This window comes from Polyangiaceae bacterium (genome assembly GCA_016715885.1).
In the GTDB taxonomy this organism is placed as follows: Bacteria; Myxococcota_A; Polyangia; order Polyangiales; family Polyangiaceae; genus Polyangium.
The window spans coordinates 706,443-727,093 of the sequence record JADJXL010000020.1 but is presented as its reverse complement, the minus strand read 5'-3'; the positions used below and the strand labels follow the sequence as shown (position 1 = coordinate 727,093).

Here is a 20,651-nt window from a genome sequence, read left to right as displayed (position 1 = left end):
GTTACATTTCCTGTTGACCGCGGATGGACCAGCCGTGGTAACCTCGAGTAATGGCGCACAATGGCGATCGGCAACACGCCCAAGCGTCGGCGCGGCGGCGAGCTTGGGGCGGCTGGGCTTCGATCGCCGCCTCAGGGCTCATGCTCTCCGCGACCGGTTGCATGGGCAAGCTCAGCGCTCCGATATCTGAGCTTCCGAGGCTCAGAACGGCGGTCGTCGAGGCATCGCCGAACTGGCCCGTCATCAAGACGCGCGGCGGATCGAATGAGCAAATCATCGGAACCGTGACCCAGATCGACGTCCATCACACCCAAAATGGTGTGGACACCATAAAGCCTCCATTTCTCGCCGTCGTCGAAGGCTCGGAGCTGAAGGTGAGCTCATTGCAGGCGTCGAAAACGTATGCCCTCGCGAACGTGCCTCATTTCGAGGTGACGTACGAGGATGACAAAGCGACCCGGACGGCGACAGGGCTGGGCCTCCTCGGGGTGGGCGTGCCGGTTCTGATCATGGCATTGACCGTGTCCGCCGAGACAAAGCCCGAGCCGAGCACCAGCGGCTCGAACAGCATCGCGGGCGCTTTCGAGAACACCGCCAAGGATACCGCGGCTGCGACCGCCTGGGGTCTCATTACAGTTTTGGGAGTTGGAGCTTTGGTCCCTGGCCTCATCCTCATTGCCAGCAATCCGAGCAAACCGAAGCCCCGCAAACTGCCGAGCATGAAATTGGAGCCGACCCTGCACGTGGGCCCATCGGGGGCAAGCTTGCGCATGAAATTTTAATGCGCTCGCATGCGCTCGCCGAGCGCGTGCTCGAGAAATGTCGTGCCGTCGATATGGCCTAGCCTCGATGGTTGGGAGGCGAACGGCGACGCGTTGTGTGTGATCGATTACGGAGATGTCAGTGTTTCGCGGGTGCGGCGTTGTGTGTGCCGCCGTGCGCGTCGCCGTGGTGGCTCGTGGCGCTTTGGTAGAGCGCGCCCACGAAACCGAGAGCCACGACGATGGCGAAGACCGTGGCCGAAACGCCAGGATTATCGAGGATCGGGTTACCTGAGGAATTCTGCGACGTTGACATGCGCGCGACGGTAGCAGATTCGACGCCGTTCGGAAAGACCGCGCATGAAAATCTTCGCGCTGCGATTTGTGGCTTGCAATACGTTTCGTCGCGAAGTGGTTGGCACCTTTCCCGGAATGGCGTGGACTTCACCGATACGCTACGACGAACAGCCGCTGAAACGGTAGGAGCACGCGTCCATCACGTCGCGCAGGATATGCCTCGGTAATTGCCTCCAAGTACGCATCGAGGAATCTATCGCGCAGAGTATCGTCCGGCAACCGATCGAGAAACGGGCGTAGCCCCGTGCCTTTGTACCATTCGACGATCGCCGCGGCGTTCGGAAGAATGTGAAAATATTCGGTTTTCCAAATATCCACCCGAGCTGCGAGGGGGGCCAAAACATCATCATAAAATTCCGCCTCGTGCACGTGCCATTGCCTGACATCAGCGGTAAAAAAATATCGAAATTCAGGGCGAGCAGCCGTCCGACGCATTGCTTCATGCGCTGGAGCGGAAATGTTGCATGGCATTTGGGCTGCAAATGCCCCGCCCGATGCAACTGCCGCAAATAGCCGCGGAATGATGCGCTCGTGGTCGTCGACCCAATGGAGTGCAGCATTCGAAAACACCAAATCATGAGGCGCCTTCGGCTCCCATTGCGCAATGTCAAGAACTTCGAACGATTGCGTAGGCATATTCTGCCGCGCCGTTCGGATCATCTCCGGTGAGCTGTCCAATCCGCAAATGTCCGCATCGGGAAAGCGTTCAGCGAGCACCGCGGTACTGTTACCAGGCCCGCACCCCAAGTCGACGATGCGCTTCACACTGGCAAGCTCGATTGACGCAACAAGATCGCGGCACGGTCGCGTGCGTTCCGAGTCAAACCGTAGATATTGGCCGGCGTTCCAGGTGGGCATGCGCCGATGATAGAGAACGAATGGCGCGATGGCAACGGGAAGGCCCGGCACCTTGGGGGGATGAGTGATGTGGCCAACGCCTACAAAAGTGGTTGGCACCTTTGGGGATGGGCAGGACGCTGTTACTTGACGATCGTCACCACGCCCGTACAGCCGCCGCCGCTGACCGTCATCGACGCCGCAATGCCCGTGGCAAACCCTGCGGCGAACACGTACGAGCTACCCGCGACGAGCGGCATCCGCAGCGTCAAACCGGTATTGCCAACCGTCTGGGATGTGCCATCCACGCTCACCTGCGTCCCGAGCAACGCGCCGTTGCCATTGGTGAACACCACCGGCCCCAGTTGCAGGTAGTCATCCGTCGCGAATTGCGCCCACGCGTCCATGTGCACGATCGCCGTTTCACCTGCGCCCGCTACGTACGCCTGCGTTGCACAAACCGCGGGAAGCGTGAAGTTCGCGCTGTTGAGCGTATCCGTCCAATCGCCCTGGAAGTCGCGAATCGCGACGAACCCGCTCGGTCCCGCAGGCCCCGTTGCACCCGCCGGACCCGTTGCGCCCGCCGGACCCGTTGCGCCCGCAGGCCCCGTTGCGCCCGCAGGCCCTGTCGGACCCATCGCGCCCGTTGCGCCCGCCGGTCCCATCGCACCCGTCGGACCCATCGCACCCGTCGGTCCCGCTGCACCCGCTGGACCCGTCGGCCCAACAGCACCCGTCGGCCCTGCCGCACCCGTCGGACCCGCCGGACCCATCGCACCCGTCGGACCTACCGGCCCGGCTGGACCCACGAGCCCCGTCGGATCGCCCACCCATTGTCCGTTCGCGTCGATCACCGTCGTTTGACCAATCGACACCGAATTCGGATGAATGTCGCCCACGGCATCGTTCGCAACGAACGCATACGGCACGCTCCGAATCGGCGCGCGCGGCGACATTTCGGGATCCGGACCCACCGTGATCCCCATCTCCAGCGACTCGGTTGCCCAAAGCGTATCCGGAAATGGCGCTTTGCTCCCGAGCTCGATCGAGTAATACCCATCATCGAACGTGACCGAATGCGATTCGGTCCAGAGCTCCGTGCCCGCCGCATCATAGATGCGGAAAACCATCGTCGTCATGTCGGCGACCGGCATACCGGAAGCGTCGTACAAGCGTCCCTGATGCGTCACGGTCTTCGGCACCGCCGCTTCGGCAGCGCTCGCAAACGTAAAACCAGCCGCCATCACGGCGACCGAAAGCAAAGAAACCAGCGACCTCACCTTCATGGCTTACTCCCAGTGGCTCCAATGAGCCCACCTTGCAATCGATAACCGTCCGACGACATCGTGGATTGGTTCTGCGTGGACTGACCCATCGTCCACACCAGCTTGTATCCCGGACTCTTGGAAACCTCACCCGCATTGACGAAAGCCTGCGACCCAGGACCATGGCTTTGCATGGCTCCACCTTGGCCACCTTGGCCACCTTGGCCGGCTTCGCCTCCTGCACCACCACCGCCGCCTGCACCACCTTGGCCGCCTTCGCCCCCGGAACCACCTTGACCACTGCTGCTGCTGCTACTGCTGCTGCTGCTCGAAGTCGAGGTGGTGGGGCCACCGTCACTGCAACCAAAGATGAGGAAGGCGACGAAGAGCGCTGCGAATTGCCCTCCGCGTATCACGGAACCTCCTGCACTCTCCCAAGCTCGACATGCCCGAAACATTCGGACCGCGAGCCAAAGGTCGGTCAGGATATCCCGGAAGGACGGAACGAATCAAGGAGAATCATTGCCTGCGCGACGAAACCCACGCGTCGATTTGCTGCTGCAATACCGGCAACGTCACCGGGCCGCTCGAAAGCACCGCATCGTGAAATCCCTTCAAGTCGAACTTGGCCCCGAGCGCTTCTTTGGCGCTCTGCCGAAGTCTCGAGATCTCCAGTTGACCCACCTTGTACGCAAGCGCCTGACCGGGCCACGCAATGTAGCGATCCACTTCGTTTTCGATATTCGACGCCGTCAATGCCGTATGGCTCTGCATGTATTCCTCGGCCTTCGCACGCGTCCAGCCCAAATGGTGCATACCCGTGTCCACGACCAATCGACTCGCTCGCCATGCGTCGTACGAGAGCATTCCCATGCGATCCAAATCGCTCGAATAAAGCCCCGATTCATCCGCCAGCTTCTCCGTATATAGCGCCCAGCCTTCCACGAACGCGGTCGCTCGACCAAACTTGCGGAACGCCGGCAACGCGCCCCGCTCTTGCGCAATCGCAATCTGCAAGTGATGCCCCGGAATCGATTCGTGATACGAAAGCGCCTCCATCTCGAACTTGGGACGAATCTCCGGACGATACGTATTGATGAAGTATTCCCCAGGCTTCGTCCCGTCGTAGTTCGGCTCGCGGTAATAAGCAACCGTCGTAAAGGGCGCTTCTTCCTCCGGGATCACCGACACCACACAATCGGTCTTCGGCAGAATGCCAAACATCTGCGGAATGGCCGCACGAGCTTTCTCGAGCGCCTTTTTGGCCGCTTCTTCCACCGCCTGCGGCGTATCGAAATACAGCTCTTTGTCCGTACGAAGCCGATTCAGAATCGCAGCGATGTCATCCGTGCCGAAGAGCTTCTTCCCAAGCAACCGCATTTCACCATTGATGCGCTCGATCTCCGCGAGCCCCGTACGGTGCAATTCCTCCGGCTCACGCGCCGATCCCAAATGCATCACGATCCGCGCTCGATAACACGCGCCACCTCCGGGCAACGCCGACACCCCTTCTCGATCGTCCGGCCTCGCCGCGGGCAAAATCTCCTTGCTCACGAAATCGCGAAACGCACGGTACGCCGGCGCCACGCGCGTCTCCACGATCTTGGCTGCATCATCCAAAAACGCCGCTTCTTCCGCCGCCGTAAACGACTTCCGCCGCTCTTTCGCCGCAGGCGACGACAACACCGTGAGCAGCGACCATTCTTTCACGGGCCGGCCAAGCTGCCTTTCGAGCTGCGCCAGCAGTCGCTTGACACTTTCGCGACTCGCAACCCGCCCTTCGCGCAAACCTCGCCGCAAGTTGTCCTGGCGCTCATGGATGACACGCTCGATTTCACCATATCGCGCGAGCAAGTGCTTCGCGTCGGCCGCCGTCGAAACCAGATGCAATTCGGGCAAATGATTCGTCGCCGAAACGGGACTCGAAAAACTCGAAAGCTCCCACGTCTCCGCTTCACACACCTCGGCCCCCATGTCCGCTTCCAAGTCTCCCACGAGCAGCGCGAGCGTCGTGCGATCGTCGGCAGACAATGCGCTCGCGTCGATCCCACGCGCTCGAGCCACGAATGCCTTGCGCTCTTTTCGGCTCGCTTCAATGTCTTCCGCCCGCTCACGCCCCAATTCGGAATCGAATCGATGATCCCCCAGGCGCGTTGCGCGTGTCGGCGATTGCCGCAGCTCCCAATCGAAATGGTCTTCGAGCAGCGTCGCAAGCGTCTTGTCCGTGACGCCCGCGACCGCATCGGCCGCCAAAGGCCCTCGGTCGCGCACCCCGTCTGCCGATTTGTTTGCAACCGTTGCGGTAGGCGCCTGTCCCGCACACGAAGAAAGCGCAGCCCCGAGGCTCATCGCGATTGTAAGCAGGGCAGGGCGCATGGATATTTCTCTTTTCATCGATTCTCGTCCGGGATGAAGTTCGATTGCCAGTTGCCACACCGCTGGGCAAACGTCAAGCGGATGACGTGCGCCTTAGTGAATCGCGCCACCATGTCTCGGTTGCAGTTCCGTGAAAATACTTCAGCCAGAGGTCCTGAAAATGGTGCTGTGTGCGCGAGACCTCTATACATGCGGCGCGGATTGTTGCATCGCTAGAGCAGGAGGTTTGGCGATGCGATCTTGGTTCAAGGCGACTGCCGGTGCGCTCGTGGTGGCGACGATTACCGGCCTGAGTGCGATGGCGGATGCGACGACGGCACTGTTCCTCGGCCGTGAGGATTTGGTACGTATTTCGGATGTCGTCGTACGTGTCAAGGTTGGTAAGGCGACTGTGCGCGAGTCCGATGACAAGGCGACGATCCTCACACGGACCGACATCGAAGTGACGCAGTGTTTGAAGGGACCTTGCAGCGCGCGCTTCGTCGTCGAGCAGTTTGGCGGCACGTACAATGGAAAAACGCAACGAGTTCTTGGCGACGGCAAGCTCGTGCCGGGCGAAGATGCCGTGGTCTTCCTGAAGAAGGGCGACAATGGCACGGCGTACCTGACCGTACTTGCGCAGTCCGTCTATCACGTCGACGCAAAGGGAATGGCTCGGCGGACGATGGATGGGCTCACGCTGGTGCAGCGCAAGGGTGACCGGATGAAGCCGATTTTGGTGACCGAAGTGCCGGAAACCGTGGAATCGCTCATGACCGACGTGAAGCGCCTTGCGGGAGGTAAATGAAATGAGGACCTTGGTTGCACTTTTGGGCGCCTCGGCGCTCGTGCTCTTGACCTCCCGAGCCGATGCATGGACGGGGCTCGACGGTACGAATCCGCGCTGGCCGAACATGCCCGTTCAGTATCGGATCAACGAAGCCACGATACCGAGCTCGATTGCCGCGTTTGGCAAAGCGCGTCTCGACGAGGGGCTCGCGGCGTGGGCGGCGCCGAGCTGCACGTTTTGGGCGACGCAAAACATGGGCGATACCAACTCCAACTACAACTACAACGATGGCCAGAACGTATTCATGTTTCGTAGTGGCACGTGGCCCAGCCAGCTCGGACAAGTCAATTCGGTCATTGGCGTGACGATGCCCGTATGGGACAACAACTCCAACATCTACGACGCGGACATCGTGTACAACAACGTCGGTTTCTGCTGGAACGACAACGGCAGCGGGAATTGCGTCGATACGCTGTCGATCGCCACACACGAAGAGGGCCACTTTTTGGGCCTCGGCCATAGCAACACCGGCGGAGCGACGATGGAGGCGTTTTATGGCGGCGGCAATGCGATTGCCAGCATCGAACAAGACGACATCGACGGCGTCTGTGCGCTCTATCCGGCGCAAGGCACGGCGGCAACTTCGGGATCGGGCGGCGGCAGCACGTGCAACCAATGCGCGAATGCGTCTGCCCAAAATGAATGCAGCTCGCAATACAGCGCTTGTGGCAGCTCGCAGCAATGCGTCGCATTCTACAACTGCGTGACCAATTGCAGCAGCCAGGCATGCGCCGAGCAATGCGCCAATCAATATCCGAACGGAGCGAGCATCTATGATGCGCTCATCGATTGCGCCTGCAACGTCTGCGCGATGGAATGCTCCATGGAATGCGGCGGCAGCGGCGGCTCGTCCTCCAGCAGCTCATCCGCCGCGAGCAGTTCGTCCGCGGCAGGGTCCACGTCTGCCGGCGCCGGTGGAAATGGCTCGGGCGGCGCAGGCGGCGAGGGCGGTTCGACGGGCGCATGGTCGAGCGACGATGATCCGCCCCCGCCGACGACGACCGACGCATCGGGCTGTGCATGTTCGGTGACGCCATCGCCCGCACGTTTTGGCGCGCTGCTCGCAGCAGGCGCCTTCGCGCTCGCATGGGCCCGCCGCCGCAAGCGCGATTCGCACTGAGATACCTCACCCCCGCACGGGCCTTCACGGCCTGCAAAACCGGTCCACGTGATCCAATAACGTCGCCAGTCGCAATGGCTTCGCGATCCCGGCCGCCGCGTTCAGCTCGGCCGCCTTGCGTTCAGCGCTCGCATCGGCCGTCAAGACGACCACCGGTATCTGCGACAAAACCGGATCCTTCTCCTGCTCCGCCCGAAATTGCCGCCCATCCATGATCGGCATCATCAAATCCAGCAGCACCACGCACGGCAACTTGCTCCGACGGCGCAAATGGTCCAGCGCCTCCGCTCCATTGCATGCCGTTTCCACGACAAATCCTTCGTCCAGCAATGCATCCGCGATCGCTAAGCGTATCGCCTCGTCGTCTTCCACCAGCAGCACGCCATGGCATACATCCGTCATGGTCCCTCCGTGGTTGACGTATCTACCTGTGGCTCACGTGCCCATGTGACAAGGGCAGTTCGATGGTAAACGTCGCCCCTTGCCCCCGAGCGCTCTCGACCTTGATGGACCCTCCGTGCGCCTCGACAATTTCGCGCGCAATCCAAAGCCCCAATCCAAGGCCCCCGTAATTCGTAGCAGGCACCGCCCGTTCGAATCGTTCGAATATGCGCACCTGCGCCTCCGGTGCGATGCCCATTCCTTGATCGGCAACGGCCAATCGAGCATGGCCGTCGTCCGCGCTCACCGCGACACGCACGGGAGCGCCAGGCGCATACTTCAAAGCGTTCGACAACAGGTTCGTCACCACCTGATCCAGCCGCAGCGGGTCCCAGCTTCCCCAAACGGGATACTCCACGAACAGCTCGACCGCACAACCCACCTTCGCAGCCTCCGGTTCGAAACGACGAGCAATGTCCGCGACCAGCGCCGAAAGATCAAAATCCTGCGTCGAAAGCGTGAGTTTGCCCGCCGTGATGCGTGATACGTCCAAAAGAACCTGCACCAATTCAGTGAGACGAATGATCTGAGCTTGAACCAATTTCGTTTTCGCAAGGAGTGCGTCCACGGCTGCCGAGGGCCCCTTCGAGCCAGCCGTCAGCTTTCGGATGAGAATGTCCGTTTGAAGCTGCGCCGCCGTCAGAGGCGTACGCAGCTCGTGCGACGCGATCGACAAAAACTCGTCGCGCATTCTCACCGCGGCTTGCAGCTCTTGCTGCAATTCCTTCAATTCGGTGATGTCGACACAAGATCCAATGAAACCTGCGAACATGCCGCCTGGACCATAACGAGGCGTCCCCCGGTCGAGGATCCACCGATACTCACCATCGTGGCGCCTCAGCCGATACTCGACCTCGAAAGGTCTTCGAGCATTGAATGCATCCATGTACGTGTCCAGGCACTTTTGCAGATCCTCGAAATGCACGCCCTCGGCCCATCCGACGCCCCATTCGTCCTCCAGCGACCGTCCCGTGAAGCGCAGCCACGTCTGATTGAAGAACGTGCACAATCCGTCGGTCCCCGACATCCACAAGAGGACCGGTGCCACATCGGCCATGTTCTTGAACCGCGTCTCCGTCTCTTCGAGCGCAATCTGGGCCGTGCGTCGATCGGTCACGTCGCGAATGATCCCCATGCCACCGACCACTTCACCCGCCCCGCCATACAACGGGAAGTAATAAGCATCGTAATAACCGCGTTTTCCCGTGGCAGCCACCGCGAAAAAACGATCGCTCGATGTCGTCGCTTCCCCCGCGAGCGCTCGACGCCAAAGCTCGTCTTCACCCGTATCCACCAAAAATGGGAAAAGATCGAACGCTCGCTGCCCCATCACATCGAACGCCTGCATCCCCAAGATGCGCTCCATCCCCCGATTCCAAAACGTGTACCTGCATTGATCATCGAATGCGATGAGCCCATCGACCGAATTCGCAAGGAGCTGATCGACCAGGTTCGTCGGAAGCCTACCCAATTCGTCGAGCGTCACGGCGGCATGACCTCCTTGGAGACAGCCGATGCAGCAGCTCGTGCCGTCGCAATCGCCGCCTCACCATCTTCGCCGAATAGCGGCGCCGTCCCAACGATTGCCTCGTCCACCATCTTGGACCACCGATCCATCCACCGAGCTACCTGCGTGCGATTCTCTTCGCGAGCCTCATAGGCCACTCGAAGCAGCGAAAGCGTCCAGTCGCGATGCCAAGCGCAATCACGCGCGAACGACGCCGTCATTTCATGCAGCACGTAGTCGCCCTGTCTTTCGGCCAATCGGCCAAGGAAAGGCCCGAACAAACTCTCGAGCGCCGGCTTGATGCAAACATTGAGGCTCACCAGCGCTTCTCCCCAATCGTACGTCACCAAAGCTCGTTCCACGAGGCAACGAATGGGCTGCCATGCCGGGTGACTCTGCCATGTCCCAGCGCTCTCTTGCCCAAATGAAGCCTCGGTTTTCCTCAACTGCGCCATGCGGTAGGCAATCCGTTGCACGCGCCGCACTTCATCGGCAGCTTGCAGCCCCGCCGTGATGACGATGCGGCCCTCGGGTGCCATTTGGCCAATGTATGCGGCAACCATTTGAAAGCCGTGGAAAAGGTATCTCTGCGGCGTCAGCACCGTCGACAAAAGCGTCAACCATTCGGGCGACAGCCGCCGGCAATCCATGCAGCCATCGTCGCGAGCTTGCATGATGGTGTCCAGGTGCTCCTCCTGCCGCTTTTGCAGCCCCGTGTAGCTCGTATACGTCGTTTCGCGCGGATCGCGAAAGCGAGCCCATTGTGCGGTCGTAGCGCGAAGCCCCGACCCCTGCTGATACCGCTCGTACCAATTCCCCACCGGCGTCCTTACCTCGAAACCCCCTTTGGCGACGTAATACAGGAGCTGCGTCGTCGCGATATCGTATTCGGACGGCATCCGCCGTTCGGTGGCCAGGTGCGAATACGTTTTGAGCGGCGGACGGTTCATGGTTTCCTCTCGTGTCCCAATGGCCCCGATACCCACGTCACGTCGTCCATCGTGATGTCGATGCGTCCCTTGAAGGACGTCATGATTCGCTCGAGCTCCGGGCGCAGCGCGATCGACCGCCCGATATGTCGTTCAATCGCCGCCCGCGTCACGCGGCACCGAGCTGGTACGAGCACGCGCACGTACGCGCCGCGATCCACGATGGTCACATTTTCATTTTCTTCTTCAATCGCAGCTACCACGGCACTCGCCATCGTCCCCGCATGAAACACGGGACCCACTGCATCTCGAAGCGTCCGGTCCTCAGGCATCGACGTCCACCCAAATCTCGCCTTCCTCGATCTTCAATGGGAACCGAGTGAGCGCTACTCCGCGCGGATTCAATCCTTCACCCGTCAATAAATCGTACTTCCATCCATGCGCCCAGCATGTCAGCACCTTGCCCGCCGGCCGAACGCGACTCAATGCAACGCCCTGGTGCGCACAACGATCCGCATACGCTCGAACGACTCCGCCCACGTTCGCCAATAACACCGGCGTGTCGCCCACGACCACGCCCGTCGTTTCGCCTTCCCAAAGGTCGTCCGCTTTCATGACCCTGCGATACGTCATGACGATTCCCTCACGTCGAATCGGTCGAGCACCTGCATCCCAGCGGCGACGACCGTGACCGAGCTCGGGCGATCCTCGCCGGCAAAATGCACCACCGGTTTGCGCAATGGTGCGACCCGCGTCCGCGCCGCTTGCTCGAGCTTTTCGGCAAGGTCCCGCATCGTGTCCTCGCCTCGCGCCAGAATCACCACGCCAATCGTATCTCCCTGCAGAAAACCATACAGCGGAATCATGCCGCCCTCCGCTTCATCCACGGGTAATCGCCTCCGTATGCGTCTTTGCCCCAGCTCTCGTAGTCCAATCCGAAATAACGCCGCACCAATGCAATCAGGTTCGCCGGTGCCTCGCCCCCGAGCACTCGCTTCACCACGTCTCGGTGGTTCGCATATCGCTCGGGCTCCTGGTCGAAAATCCAGCGGCAGGGCTCCGAGCAAAAGATGTAGCGACTACCGTCGCGATCGACGACGACGGCAGTGTTCTTCGAGGGCGTCCCATTCGACAGCACGAGCTGACACAGGTCGCAAAACCCGACGATCGACGTCCCGTGCACCGCAAAGTCATTGCCAGGATCCGCTGCTCTCCACGAAGCTTCGATGCGGTCCCACACCGGTTCGAACGCATCCCACGAACGCGGATACTTTTGGCGAAGCCACGTGCGCTCCCGCGGCCCTGGGACCACCATGTCGAACCACACGGTCGCTCGGTACGTGTAGGCGCTCGCATAGACCATGTGGTGATAATTGTCGATGGCCGTGAGGAACGTGTCCCAATACCAGGGTTTTTCGAGCCCGTATTCATCCAGCGAGTGCACGAATTGGTCGAGCACCCATTCCGCCATGAACTCTTTGAACGATTGCGTGCGGCTCTCGACGGGCGTCAGGTAGTCCATGCTGAAGCCCGTCACGACGGCGAACAATAACCAATTTCGCCAAAACCATTTGTCGAGCAGGTACTGGGCATAGCGCCGATCGTGCTCGACGAGCTTCGCGAGCACTGGCCCGCCAATTTGTGCATGGCGCGCTTCGTCGCTTTGAATGCTGTTCACCATCGTTTCGAACATCCGATCGCCGACCTTGTGGGCCAGCGCCGACAAGCCGACGAATTGCAGGTTCGTAAAGCCCGTCTCGAAGACGAAGTTCGTGGCGACTGCGAATTCGATGGCATTCGACGCCAAGAGCAGCTCGTCGAATACGTGGCGCGCCGCGATCGCGACCCAATCGTTCGAGTGATAGAAGCGGTGTGTCCAATCGAATTGGCGATCGTGCCGCACCATTTCGTGCATCAACACGAGCGGGATTTGCGTGTGTCTGAATTCGTCGAGCGCCCCCAGGCAAGCGGCTGTTCGCCACGCGCCATCGCGGCCGAAGCGAGCTCCGCGGAGGTTGCCCACGACGGCATCGAATTCGGCAAGGGGAAGGGCGGCCGCATGCAGCTTCAATGCGTTCAGCCATTCGCGCGGCAGTCGTTCGAGGTCTTCGGCTTTGCCCAGCGCGTCTCGGACGGCGTAGAGTGCGGTATCCTTTTCGTGCTGGTTCGTCACGTATTCGGCAAACGTCGTCCGGAACGGCTCTTCCCAGTCACGCCACGCTTGGCCGTCAAGGAAAGGGCGGCCCGCCATTTCCTCGGGGAATACGTCCCGCTCCGAGACATAGGAGAATTCCCAGTCGAGCTTCCTCGCAAGGTCGAGCCACTCGGTATGGTCCATTGCACTGGACGATAGCCCATTTCCACCAAGTGGGCACGGACGGAGACTGCATCATAGGAGCGGACGAGCGTGCGCATGCGTGAGTTTGGTCATGCGGTATTTCGTGTAATGGGTTCATTGATGATGCGAAAAGGATGACTTATGCGTGAGTTGAAAACTTGACGCTCTTCGCCTGCTCTGTTGTCATCATCGTATGAGGCTTGCCCTTCGCCTGTTTTGCCGATTCGTTTGTGGTCTGCTGCTCGCTGCAATGCTGCTCGGTTGTGCGGGATCGATGACGCTGGAATCGCTCCACGCCCTCAATCCAGCCGCGTATGCCGGTCGCATTTGCGCTGCTCCCAAAGCATTGCCTCCAGATACGCGGTTTTTAGCGTACCAAGTTGCGACGAATACCCTGATTGGCGACCAGGACCGCGAGCGCCTCGAAGCGTTTGCCAAGGTTGCCGATTCCATCCACGAAGTCAGCGCCGATGCGCCACGAAGCAGCGCGTCGACTTTGCCGCGATCGGTTGGCCTTTCCTGCGTCGATCGGGGTGGTTTACCCAGCCCAGCGGAGGTCGAAGCGGAAAAGGCGCGCTTGGCCATGCCTGCCGAATTGCGAGCAACGCTCACGGCGATCTTGGCGCAATCGTGTGCAGAAAAGGCGCGCCCGGATCCACGATACGTAGGGCAAACTCATCGGGATAACCTGTTGCCCTTGGAGTACAAGCTGGTCATTGCGGTCTTGAAATGGGCCGTCGAGAACCCGCCGACCCCAGAGCAAGCGCCGGCGGCTCCGCAAGCGCGCCAGATATTGCCCCTGCCGCCGCTCGTCGTGCAAAAGCCGGTCGCCCAAGACGAAGCGTTGTCATTGGAGGATCCCGCGGTGCAATTTGGCGGGGGATTGGCTGCGGGTGCAGCGGCTGGTGCCGTGCCATTGGGGGCGACGACTGTCGAGGTCGGGATTCAATTGCGACTGCTGCCCAATGGCACGTATTGGGCGCGCGTGGGCCGAGCATGTGGCGAAATAGGCGTTGGCGTCGGTCAAATCGCGCTCGGTTGTGCAGGCATGGGCGCTGGGGCGGGCATGACCAGCACGGGCGGCGGGGCCGTCGTGGGCGTGCCGGTCATCGCCGAATCGTTTGCCATTGCCATCAATGGCTGCGCAACGGCCGCCAACGGCGTGCGCAATGCCGGGGAATTGTTCCGCGAAGGTGCTCCGCCGGAAGCGGCGCCTCCGCCGTCGCAGGTGAAGCTGCTGGAGCCGAAGCCGAAACCGGCAACGCAAGCGCCGTCCGCGACCACGACGACGACGCGGGTCAAGGATGCATCGGGCCGAACGGCCGTCACCATCAAGAAGAGCAGCAATGGCACGGTCACGACGACGCGGACGAAGCCAAAAGCGAGCGGAGCGGAGCCACAGAGCGCTGCACCGAAAGCAACAGCCCCATATACCAGACCAAGTGGTGCCACAACCACCGCTCAGCGTGCGTCTGTTCAAGGAAAACCTTGCGTCGATTGCGGCAAGGTGGCACCTCGACAGGTCGCGGATCACAAGATGCCACTCGTGAAAGAGCACTATCAGACCGGAAACATCGACAAGACGCGAATGCGGAGCAACGATGCGGTGCAGCCTCAATGCCCGACTTGCTCCGCACGTCAGGGCGCGGAGATGAGTCAGTACTCGCGCGAGCAGCGACAGCGTCTGAAGGATACAGCGCCATGACCATCACAAAAAACGAACTCCAACAACGCGCGGTGTGCGAGCGACATCGGGCCGAATTCGCTCCAGCGCCGGGCAACATGAAAGTGGGAATTGCTAGCAACGTTCGAGAGGGCATTCTTCCTATTCACGGCTTGCGGCATCCTTCTGAGGGAGACACGACCGGTTGGTATATCTGGGCGGGCGGTGAACCATCGGATGATCCCGATTTTTTCGTACCGCTCCACGTCGAGCACCTCGATGAATGGTGCCCCGATGTCGTGCGCTTCCTGGGCCTTCCGCCGGGATGGCGTTTTCTCGTCGCGGGCGATTACGAAGACGTTTGGCAGGATTTGTCGCTCCTGAACGTGTGACAGGCATTCGAGGACGCCGGCTCGTGGCACCGATCCGGTTCCCAACGTCGTGCGCATTCCAGGCTTGACGCCTCCTCCGTTCCGGGCAACCGTGCGCGCGCTACCGCTGGAGGCCGACCATGCGCGTGTTCTTGTCCCACTCGACCGCCGAGAAAGACGACATCCAAAAGCTACGCAAATCCCTCGAAGATCGCGGCATCCGTGGGTGGGAAGACGTGCTCGAGCTGCGCCTCGGGGACGGCTTGTCCAAGTTGCGCGACGCGATTCGCCAAAGCGACGCGTTCATTCTGCTCTTGTCACCCAAATCGATCGGCGCGGATTGGGTGCAGCGCGAAATCGCCTGGGCGCTCGAAGAACACTCCAGGCGGCCCGAATTCCGATTGATGGTGCTTCTGCGAGGCATGGAGTCCGGCACATTGCGCCTTCTGTTTGGCGCCGCCGAACCCCTCTGCTTTCGTGTGCCCGACGAAGGCCCGTGGATCGACGAAGCCACCCTCCACATCCTGCGCGCGCTCGGAAAAGCCCCCTCCGATGGTTTGTCGCCCGCAGCGCCCGAGCCCGCGCCCCCCATGTGCGAGCTCACCCTCACGTTTACGGCGCCGACGCTCCACACGAAGGACGGCACGCGCCGCGCCGCGGGCTCGCTTCGATTGACGTACACCCCCGTCGAGGGGCGCGGCACCGATGGAGCGTCCACGAATTTCGTCTCGCCGCTCGGGCCCATCGAAGCGGAAGATCTCCGGTGGTACGTCGAGGACTACGTTGGCTGGCCGTTCGGTACCTTCCGCGACCGCGCCAAACAGATTGAAGCAAACCTGCCGAAATGGGGCAAGCTGCTCTATGACGCCATCACCACCGGGAAAAACGATCGCATCGTGCAGGCATTCCTCCAAGCGAGCTCTCCCGACGGAAAGCGCCTCGACAAACGCATCACCGTCAGCGTCGACGATCGTGACGCGACCCCCGAAGGCAAAGACGCCGCCGCGTTGCTCTTTGGTTTGCCCTGGGAGCTGCTCCATGACGAGCGCTCGTATCTATTCGATGGCAACGCCCGCATTCGTGTGCGCCGCACGCTGCCGAGCGACGTCGTGCTGCCGCCCATCATGCCGCGCGATCGCGTGCGCGTGCTCCTGGTGCGCGCGCGGCCCGAGGACAAGGGCGCCGGCTTTCTCGACCCGCGTTCCAGCGTCCAGCCGCTGGCCGAGACGCTGCGGGACTTGGGCGATCGCGTGAAGCTCGACCTGCTCCCGGATGGAACCTTGGCCGCCTTGCAGCGAGCGTTGTCAAATGCCGAACACGAAAACGATCCCTATCAAATCGTCCATTTCGATGGCCATGGCGTTTACGACAAGGTCCGCGGCCTCGGGTTGCTCTGCTTCGAGGACGCCGACGATGCGGAGAAGGGCCTCGACAAGCGTCGCGCGCACAATGTGCCCGCCACGGAGATTGGCTCACTTTTGCGCGATCGCCGCGTGCCGCTTTTCGTGCTGGACGCGTGTCAAACGGCCATGGCCGACGCGAAAGTGGACACGAGCGTCGCGGCAGAGCTGCTTCGGCAAGGCGTCGTTTCGGTCGTGGCGATGCGGTATTCGGTGCTCGTGGCGACGGCGGGGCGTTTCGTCCGCGCATTGTACGGGGCGCTTGCGCAGGGGCATCGCATTGGCACGGCCATGGTCGAGGCCCAGCAAGCATTGAAAGCGAATCCCTCGCGGTTCGACTTTGGCCCGCAAGGACGGCTGGAGCTTCAGGATTGGATGGTCCCCGTGCTTTTTCAGGAGGGCGACGATCCGCGCATTTTCGCAGGCCGCGATGGGCGTCCAGCGGTGGTCGAAGATCGCCGGCAGGCCGATGCCGTTCGTCGTGGCGAATTGCCGCCCGCGGCCAAGCATGGGTTCGTCGGTCGGGCGCGTGAGCTGCTACGCATCGAGCGGCGTTTGGTGCGGCAGCGTCGCGTGGCGATTGTGGGACCGGGAGGCGAGGGGAAAACGGCGCTCGCGACCGAGGCGGCGCGGTGGATGCTCCTCACGCAGCAGCGCGAGCGCGTCGCATTCGTTTCGGTGGAACGATTGAGCGATGCGCGGGCGGTGGTCGATGCGATCGGCCGGCAGCTCGTGTCGGGTTTTTCCGTCGCGACGGCGGATGCGAAAGGGATGGACCAGGGCAAGCTCGCCGTGAAAAGCGCGCTGCTTCAAAGGCCGACGTTGCTCGTGGTGGACAACTTCGAATCGCTCATTGCGCTTTCGGGGAAGGATCCGACGAATGCGCAGGCCGTGCAAGCCATTGTGAACCTGGTGCGCGAATTGGCGGACGTGACGGGCACGTGGCTGATCACGACCAGCCGAGAATCGTTGCCTGCGCCCCTGGATGGGTACGAATTGCGCCTGGATTCGCTCGATCGGCGCGAGGCGCGCGAGCTGCTGGTGAACGTATTGCGCGATCGGGGCATCGAGCCGCCGCGCGAGGGGAAAGCAGCCGAGGACATGGAGAACGTGCTCGCGAGCCTGATCGAAGCGGTCCGGGGGCACGCGCGGAGCTTGGTGTTGCTTGGGCCGACGCTCGCGACGCGGGGTATTGCGGTGACGCGGGATGCGGTGGCGCGCGAAATGGTCGCGCTGGAAAAACGGTCCCCGGGGGACCGCGAGAACTCGCTGCTGGCGAGCGTGCGTTTATCGCTGGCGCGCCTGGACGAGGCGACGCGAAAGAAGCTCGGGCCGCTGTGCGTATTTCGGCAAGCGGCACCTGTGCCCATTATGGCGCACGTGCTCGAAATCGAGCCGGATGATGCGTTGGAGCTGTGCCGCCAGCTCGTGGCGCTCGGGTTGGCCGATGCAAACGGCGCGTATCTGCTGCCCGATCCGGCGCTCGGTGAAGTGTTGGCGCTGGAGCTGGATGCAGCGGCGCGTGCCGCGGCGGAAACGCGCTGGCGTGAGGGGATGCGGGCGTTTGCGGGGTTCTTGTACGAGCAGCATTTCCAGGACGCCAGCATTGCTGCCCAAGGGACCACCATTGCCTTGCTGGACTTGCTCGACGCCTTGGAGGCAACCGCGGCGCAGGCCAAAGCCAGCATTATGTCGGTGGACGCAGCCATGCAATTGGCGACCAGTCTAGAACAGCTTGTCTCCAAAATCGGCCAACCGCGCGCGCTTTCCCGCGTGCGCACGGTGCGCGAGGCCCTCACGAAGCTGCTACCGGCGTGGAGCCATGCGCGGTTCAGTGCCGAAGCGCAACATGTCGATCGCCTCTTGGAAGTGCGCAACATGCGGGGGGCGTTTGACGCGGCCAAGCGGTTGCGTGATCAAGCCGAAGCGGCCGGCGACGTATATCCCGAAGCAGCGTACGATCGCGCGATGGCGTGGGCCCAGCTCGGACGTGTGCTCAAGGAAGGCCATGCTTCCCAAGAATCGCTCGGCATCCTGGAGGAAGCGCGGACGCGGTTTGCAACGCTGGCCGCGGCGGGCGATACGGATGCGGTACGAATGGAGAATGTGTGTATTAAAGAGCGGGGCGACGCGCTGCGTGCGCTGGGGCAGCTCGATGCAGCGGCGGCGAAGTATGAGCAGGCCATCGGGCTCCATGAGAAGCGTGGCGACAAGCGTGCTGTCGCGACGGGTCGCGGCCAACTCGGCACGGTGCGCCTGATGCAGCGGCGCTTTGGGGAGGCATTGGAGCTGTGGCAGGAGAACCGACGCCAATTCGAAGCGCTCGGCGAGCCGGCCGGCGTGGCGATTGCGTGGCATCAAATCGGGATAGTTCACCAGGAAGCGGGCAACTTCGCCGCGGCCGAGCATGCGTACAAAGAATCGCTGCGCCTCACGGTTTCGCTTGGCAACCGCGCGGGGGAGGCCGGAACGTTGGGGCAGCTCGGCAACCTGTACCATGAGCAAGGCCGCTTGGAAGACGCGGTCGCGTTGTATCGGCAAGTGGTCGCCCTGTATGAGACGTTGGGCGATGTTGCGAGTGCGTCCCTGTTTCTATACAACCTCGGCGACACGCTCCGCAAACTGAACCGGCTTGACGAAGCGCGCGAGGCGCTCACCATTGCCACGCGCATCGATATGCAAATCGGTCACGCCGCCGAACCATGGAAGACGTGGTCGTCGCTGGCAGACGTTGAACGCGACGCGGGCAATGCCAAAGCAGCCGCTAACGCGCGGGCGCAAGCCATGGAGACGTACCGGGCGTACCGTGATGCGGGCGGCGAGGCGATGAATGGGCCGACACGGCTTGTCGTCGCGGTGGGTGCGTTGCTCCAGCAGCAAGGCCCCGAGGCCGCGGCAGCGCTGATGAAGCAGGTGCATGCATCCGATGCGCCCGATGACCTGCCCGAATGGGTAGCCATCCTACGCGCCCTCGACGCCATCGTGGCGGGCAGCCGTGATCCCGCGCTTGCCGCGGATCCGCTGCTGGAGCCGATCGTCGCCGTGGAATTGCAAATGCTGTTGGAAGCGCTGTCGTCGAACTGACGCGCTCAAGCGCGCATTTGCCACCATCCAGAAGCTTGCGCTGGCCACGGGTCGCTGGCGCAATCACCACCAGACCCAACCACCCCCCAACCTGCACGCCGAGGGCCCCCGCTCATGAGCAACCCCCAGCCAAGGCCCACTTCGAGGGCCTCAGGCGACGTTCGACCTCGAACCGAGCCCCTCGGCGTGGCCCCGGAGGGGGGGTTCGACCCCCCCATGGGGCCCTCATCGAGGGGTCGGCGAGTGCATCGAACGCCGGTTTTGGTGGTGCCGTAGGTGTGCAACCTTTTCTCCCCGTGTTTTTCGGCCCCCCCCCCCCCCCCCCCCCCCCCCCCCCCCCCCCCCCCCCCCCCCCCCCCCCCCCCCCCCCCCCCCCCCCCCCCCCCCCCCCCCCCCCCCCCCCCCCCCCCCCCCCCCCCCCCCCCCCCCCCCCCCCCGGGCCTTGGTCGAGGCCGCGATGGCAAAAGGTGACCTTGCCGAGGGCCTTCGGGCAGGCTCGGATGTCAGCCGTTGCCCTGCGAGGCCGGATCGGGCGGGGGTTGCACGGCATCCGGGGGGGTCAGCACGGTCCCCGTGTCGGGGTTGACGTCCTCGATGCTCCGGCGCGCCCGAAGATACGCGCGGATCGCATCGTTCTGCCGGAGGATCGGCCCGAGCAGCTTGCCCCTCGCGGCCAGGTCGGCCTCCGAATCCGACGGGTGAAGCCCCAGGATCATCGCGACCGCTTGGAGCATGAGCTGTTGGCCCTTGGTCCGAGCATCCTTGACGTCGCCAAACGTGGTATTGCCCTTGGGCGACTGCGCGATCGCATCGGCATACCGCTTCTCCAGCTCCACCAAGCGCGCGACGCGCCGCCCGAGCCCCAAGTCGTTCACGATGGCCGTCCATTCGGGCGACTGCAAACAAGCGATGATTCGCTGCACTTCGGCCAGTTGCTCGACGAAAGGAGCATTCGTCACGGCGTTCAGGCCCTTCGGAAAGAGCGTTTGCAGCAATTTGGCCGCGGCAGCGCCCACGGCGTCACCGGGGGCGGCATCACGGGCGTCGGCGTCGAGCGAGTCACGCAAGGCACCAAGCGCGACATCGACGAGGATGTCCACTTGTTTGGCTTCGGGCGCATACTGCGTTGCACCCTTGTCGCTCGCCCACTGCGACTCGATTCGGAGCGTTTCCCTGTCGTGCGTCATGGCATCGTCGCAATGATTCGCGAGCGCCGTGTGACCAAGCTCGGTCGCAATGCCTTTGGTTTGCGTCAACGCGAAAATGCGCCGACCGGTCGAGAAGACATAGAACTGCAAGAGTGCCGAAAGTGTCGCGTCCATCGAACCAGCTCACCTCCCTGCATGTCCGGGTCGTACATGCGAGGTGCGACG

The 20,651-nt window shown here is 62.3% G+C and carries 19 protein-coding genes; 6 read left to right on the top strand and 13 right to left on the bottom strand.

The genetic code is table 11. The features are described from left to right. Positions 1 to 50: 50 nt before the first annotated feature. Positions 51 to 782, top strand: coding sequence for a hypothetical protein (locus IPM54_28325; GenBank protein ID MBK9263697.1), 732 nt, complete (start codon positions 51 to 53; stop codon positions 780 to 782). Positions 783 to 900: 118 nt separating this feature from the next. Here IPM54_28325 and IPM54_28320 read toward each other — a convergent pair whose 3' ends face one another. The 5 genes from IPM54_28320 to IPM54_28300 form a co-directional block, all read right to left on the bottom strand. After that, positions 901 to 1,077, bottom strand: coding sequence for a hypothetical protein (locus IPM54_28320; protein ID MBK9263696.1), 177 nt, complete (start codon positions 1,075 to 1,077; stop codon positions 901 to 903). Between the two features lie 128 nt (positions 1,078 to 1,205). Beyond that, a complete protein-coding gene (gene tam, locus IPM54_28315; protein ID MBK9263695.1) occupies positions 1,206 to 1,976 on the bottom strand; it encodes a trans-aconitate 2-methyltransferase in 771 nt (256 codons plus the stop codon). A gap of 122 nt (positions 1,977 to 2,098) precedes the next feature. Continuing rightward, on the bottom strand, positions 2,099 to 3,241 hold the full coding sequence (locus IPM54_28310) for a collagen-like protein (GenBank protein ID MBK9263694.1): 1,143 nt from the start codon (positions 3,239 to 3,241) through the stop codon (positions 2,099 to 2,101). Beyond that, positions 3,238 to 3,636 carry a hypothetical protein gene (locus IPM54_28305; GenBank protein ID MBK9263693.1) on the bottom strand — a complete coding sequence of 133 codons (399 nt, stop codon included), beginning with the start codon at positions 3,634 to 3,636 and terminating at the stop codon, positions 3,238 to 3,240. The genes IPM54_28310 and IPM54_28305 overlap by 4 nt, the downstream gene beginning before the upstream one ends. 103 nt (positions 3,637 to 3,739) lie before the next feature. Beyond that, positions 3,740 to 5,596 (bottom strand): DUF885 domain-containing protein, encoded by a 1,857-nt coding sequence (locus IPM54_28300; protein MBK9263692.1) that lies wholly within the window; start codon positions 5,594 to 5,596, stop codon positions 3,740 to 3,742. A 232-nt stretch (positions 5,597 to 5,828) separates the two neighbouring features. Here IPM54_28300 and IPM54_28295 point away from each other — a divergent pair, with 232 nt between their 5' ends. Together IPM54_28295 and IPM54_28290 are read left to right on the top strand one after the other, a co-directional pair. Continuing rightward, positions 5,829 to 6,383, top strand: coding sequence for a hypothetical protein (locus IPM54_28295; GenBank protein MBK9263691.1), 555 nt, complete (start codon positions 5,829 to 5,831; stop codon positions 6,381 to 6,383). Position 6,384: 1 nt separating this feature from the next. After that, positions 6,385 to 7,545: a matrixin family metalloprotease gene (locus IPM54_28290; GenBank protein ID MBK9263690.1), complete on the top strand. Its 1,161-nt coding sequence runs from the start codon at positions 6,385 to 6,387 to the stop codon at positions 7,543 to 7,545. Between the two features lie 24 nt (positions 7,546 to 7,569). Here the strand turns inward: IPM54_28290 and IPM54_28285 are convergent, their stop codons facing one another. From IPM54_28285 to IPM54_28255, 7 genes are read right to left on the bottom strand one after another with little or no spacing between them, the layout of a single operon-like run. Next, positions 7,570 to 7,947, bottom strand: a complete 378-nt coding sequence (locus tag IPM54_28285; GenBank protein ID MBK9263689.1) for a response regulator — start codon at positions 7,945 to 7,947, stop codon at positions 7,570 to 7,572. A 22-nt stretch (positions 7,948 to 7,969) separates the two neighbouring features. Continuing rightward, positions 7,970 to 9,472, bottom strand: coding sequence for a PAS domain-containing sensor histidine kinase (locus IPM54_28280; GenBank protein ID MBK9263688.1), 1,503 nt, complete (start codon positions 9,470 to 9,472; stop codon positions 7,970 to 7,972). Then, positions 9,469 to 10,443, bottom strand: coding sequence for a toluene monooxygenase (locus tag IPM54_28275; protein ID MBK9263687.1), 975 nt, complete (start codon positions 10,441 to 10,443; stop codon positions 9,469 to 9,471). Before IPM54_28275 ends, IPM54_28280 begins: the two co-directional genes overlap by 4 nt. Next, positions 10,440 to 10,754 carry an MmoB/DmpM family protein gene (locus tag IPM54_28270; protein MBK9263686.1) on the bottom strand — a complete coding sequence of 105 codons (315 nt, stop codon included), beginning with the start codon at positions 10,752 to 10,754 and terminating at the stop codon, positions 10,440 to 10,442. The genes IPM54_28275 and IPM54_28270 overlap by 4 nt, the downstream gene beginning before the upstream one ends. Further along, positions 10,747 to 11,055 carry a Rieske 2Fe-2S domain-containing protein gene (locus tag IPM54_28265; GenBank protein ID MBK9263685.1) on the bottom strand — a complete coding sequence of 103 codons (309 nt, stop codon included), beginning with the start codon at positions 11,053 to 11,055 and terminating at the stop codon, positions 10,747 to 10,749. Before IPM54_28265 ends, IPM54_28270 begins: the two co-directional genes overlap by 8 nt. After that, complete coding sequence (locus IPM54_28260; protein ID MBK9263684.1) at positions 11,052 to 11,309, bottom strand: hypothetical protein; 258 nt, start codon at positions 11,307 to 11,309, stop codon at positions 11,052 to 11,054. Before IPM54_28260 ends, IPM54_28265 begins: the two co-directional genes overlap by 4 nt. Next, on the bottom strand, positions 11,285 to 12,760 hold the full coding sequence (locus IPM54_28255; protein ID MBK9263683.1) for a YHS domain-containing protein: 1,476 nt from the start codon (positions 12,758 to 12,760) through the stop codon (positions 11,285 to 11,287). The genes IPM54_28260 and IPM54_28255 overlap by 25 nt, the downstream gene beginning before the upstream one ends. 193 nt (positions 12,761 to 12,953) lie before the next feature. Here IPM54_28255 and IPM54_28250 point away from each other — a divergent pair, with 193 nt between their 5' ends. From IPM54_28250 to IPM54_28240, 3 genes are all read left to right on the top strand, one after another. Further along, positions 12,954 to 14,465, top strand: coding sequence for a hypothetical protein (locus IPM54_28250; protein MBK9263682.1), 1,512 nt, complete (start codon positions 12,954 to 12,956; stop codon positions 14,463 to 14,465). Next, positions 14,462 to 14,815 (top strand): hypothetical protein, encoded by a 354-nt coding sequence (locus tag IPM54_28245; protein MBK9263681.1) that lies wholly within the window; start codon positions 14,462 to 14,464, stop codon positions 14,813 to 14,815. Before IPM54_28250 ends, IPM54_28245 begins: the two co-directional genes overlap by 4 nt. Before the next feature lie 119 nt (positions 14,816 to 14,934). Continuing rightward, positions 14,935 to 19,278: a CHAT domain-containing protein gene (locus tag IPM54_28240; GenBank protein ID MBK9263680.1), complete on the top strand. Its 4,344-nt coding sequence runs from the start codon at positions 14,935 to 14,937 to the stop codon at positions 19,276 to 19,278. A 503-nt stretch (positions 19,279 to 19,781) separates the two neighbouring features. Here the strand turns inward: IPM54_28240 and IPM54_28235 are convergent. Continuing rightward, positions 19,782 to 20,600 (bottom strand): hypothetical protein, encoded by an 819-nt coding sequence (locus IPM54_28235; GenBank protein ID MBK9263679.1) that lies wholly within the window; start codon positions 20,598 to 20,600, stop codon positions 19,782 to 19,784. Positions 20,601 to 20,651: the final 51 nt, after the last annotated feature.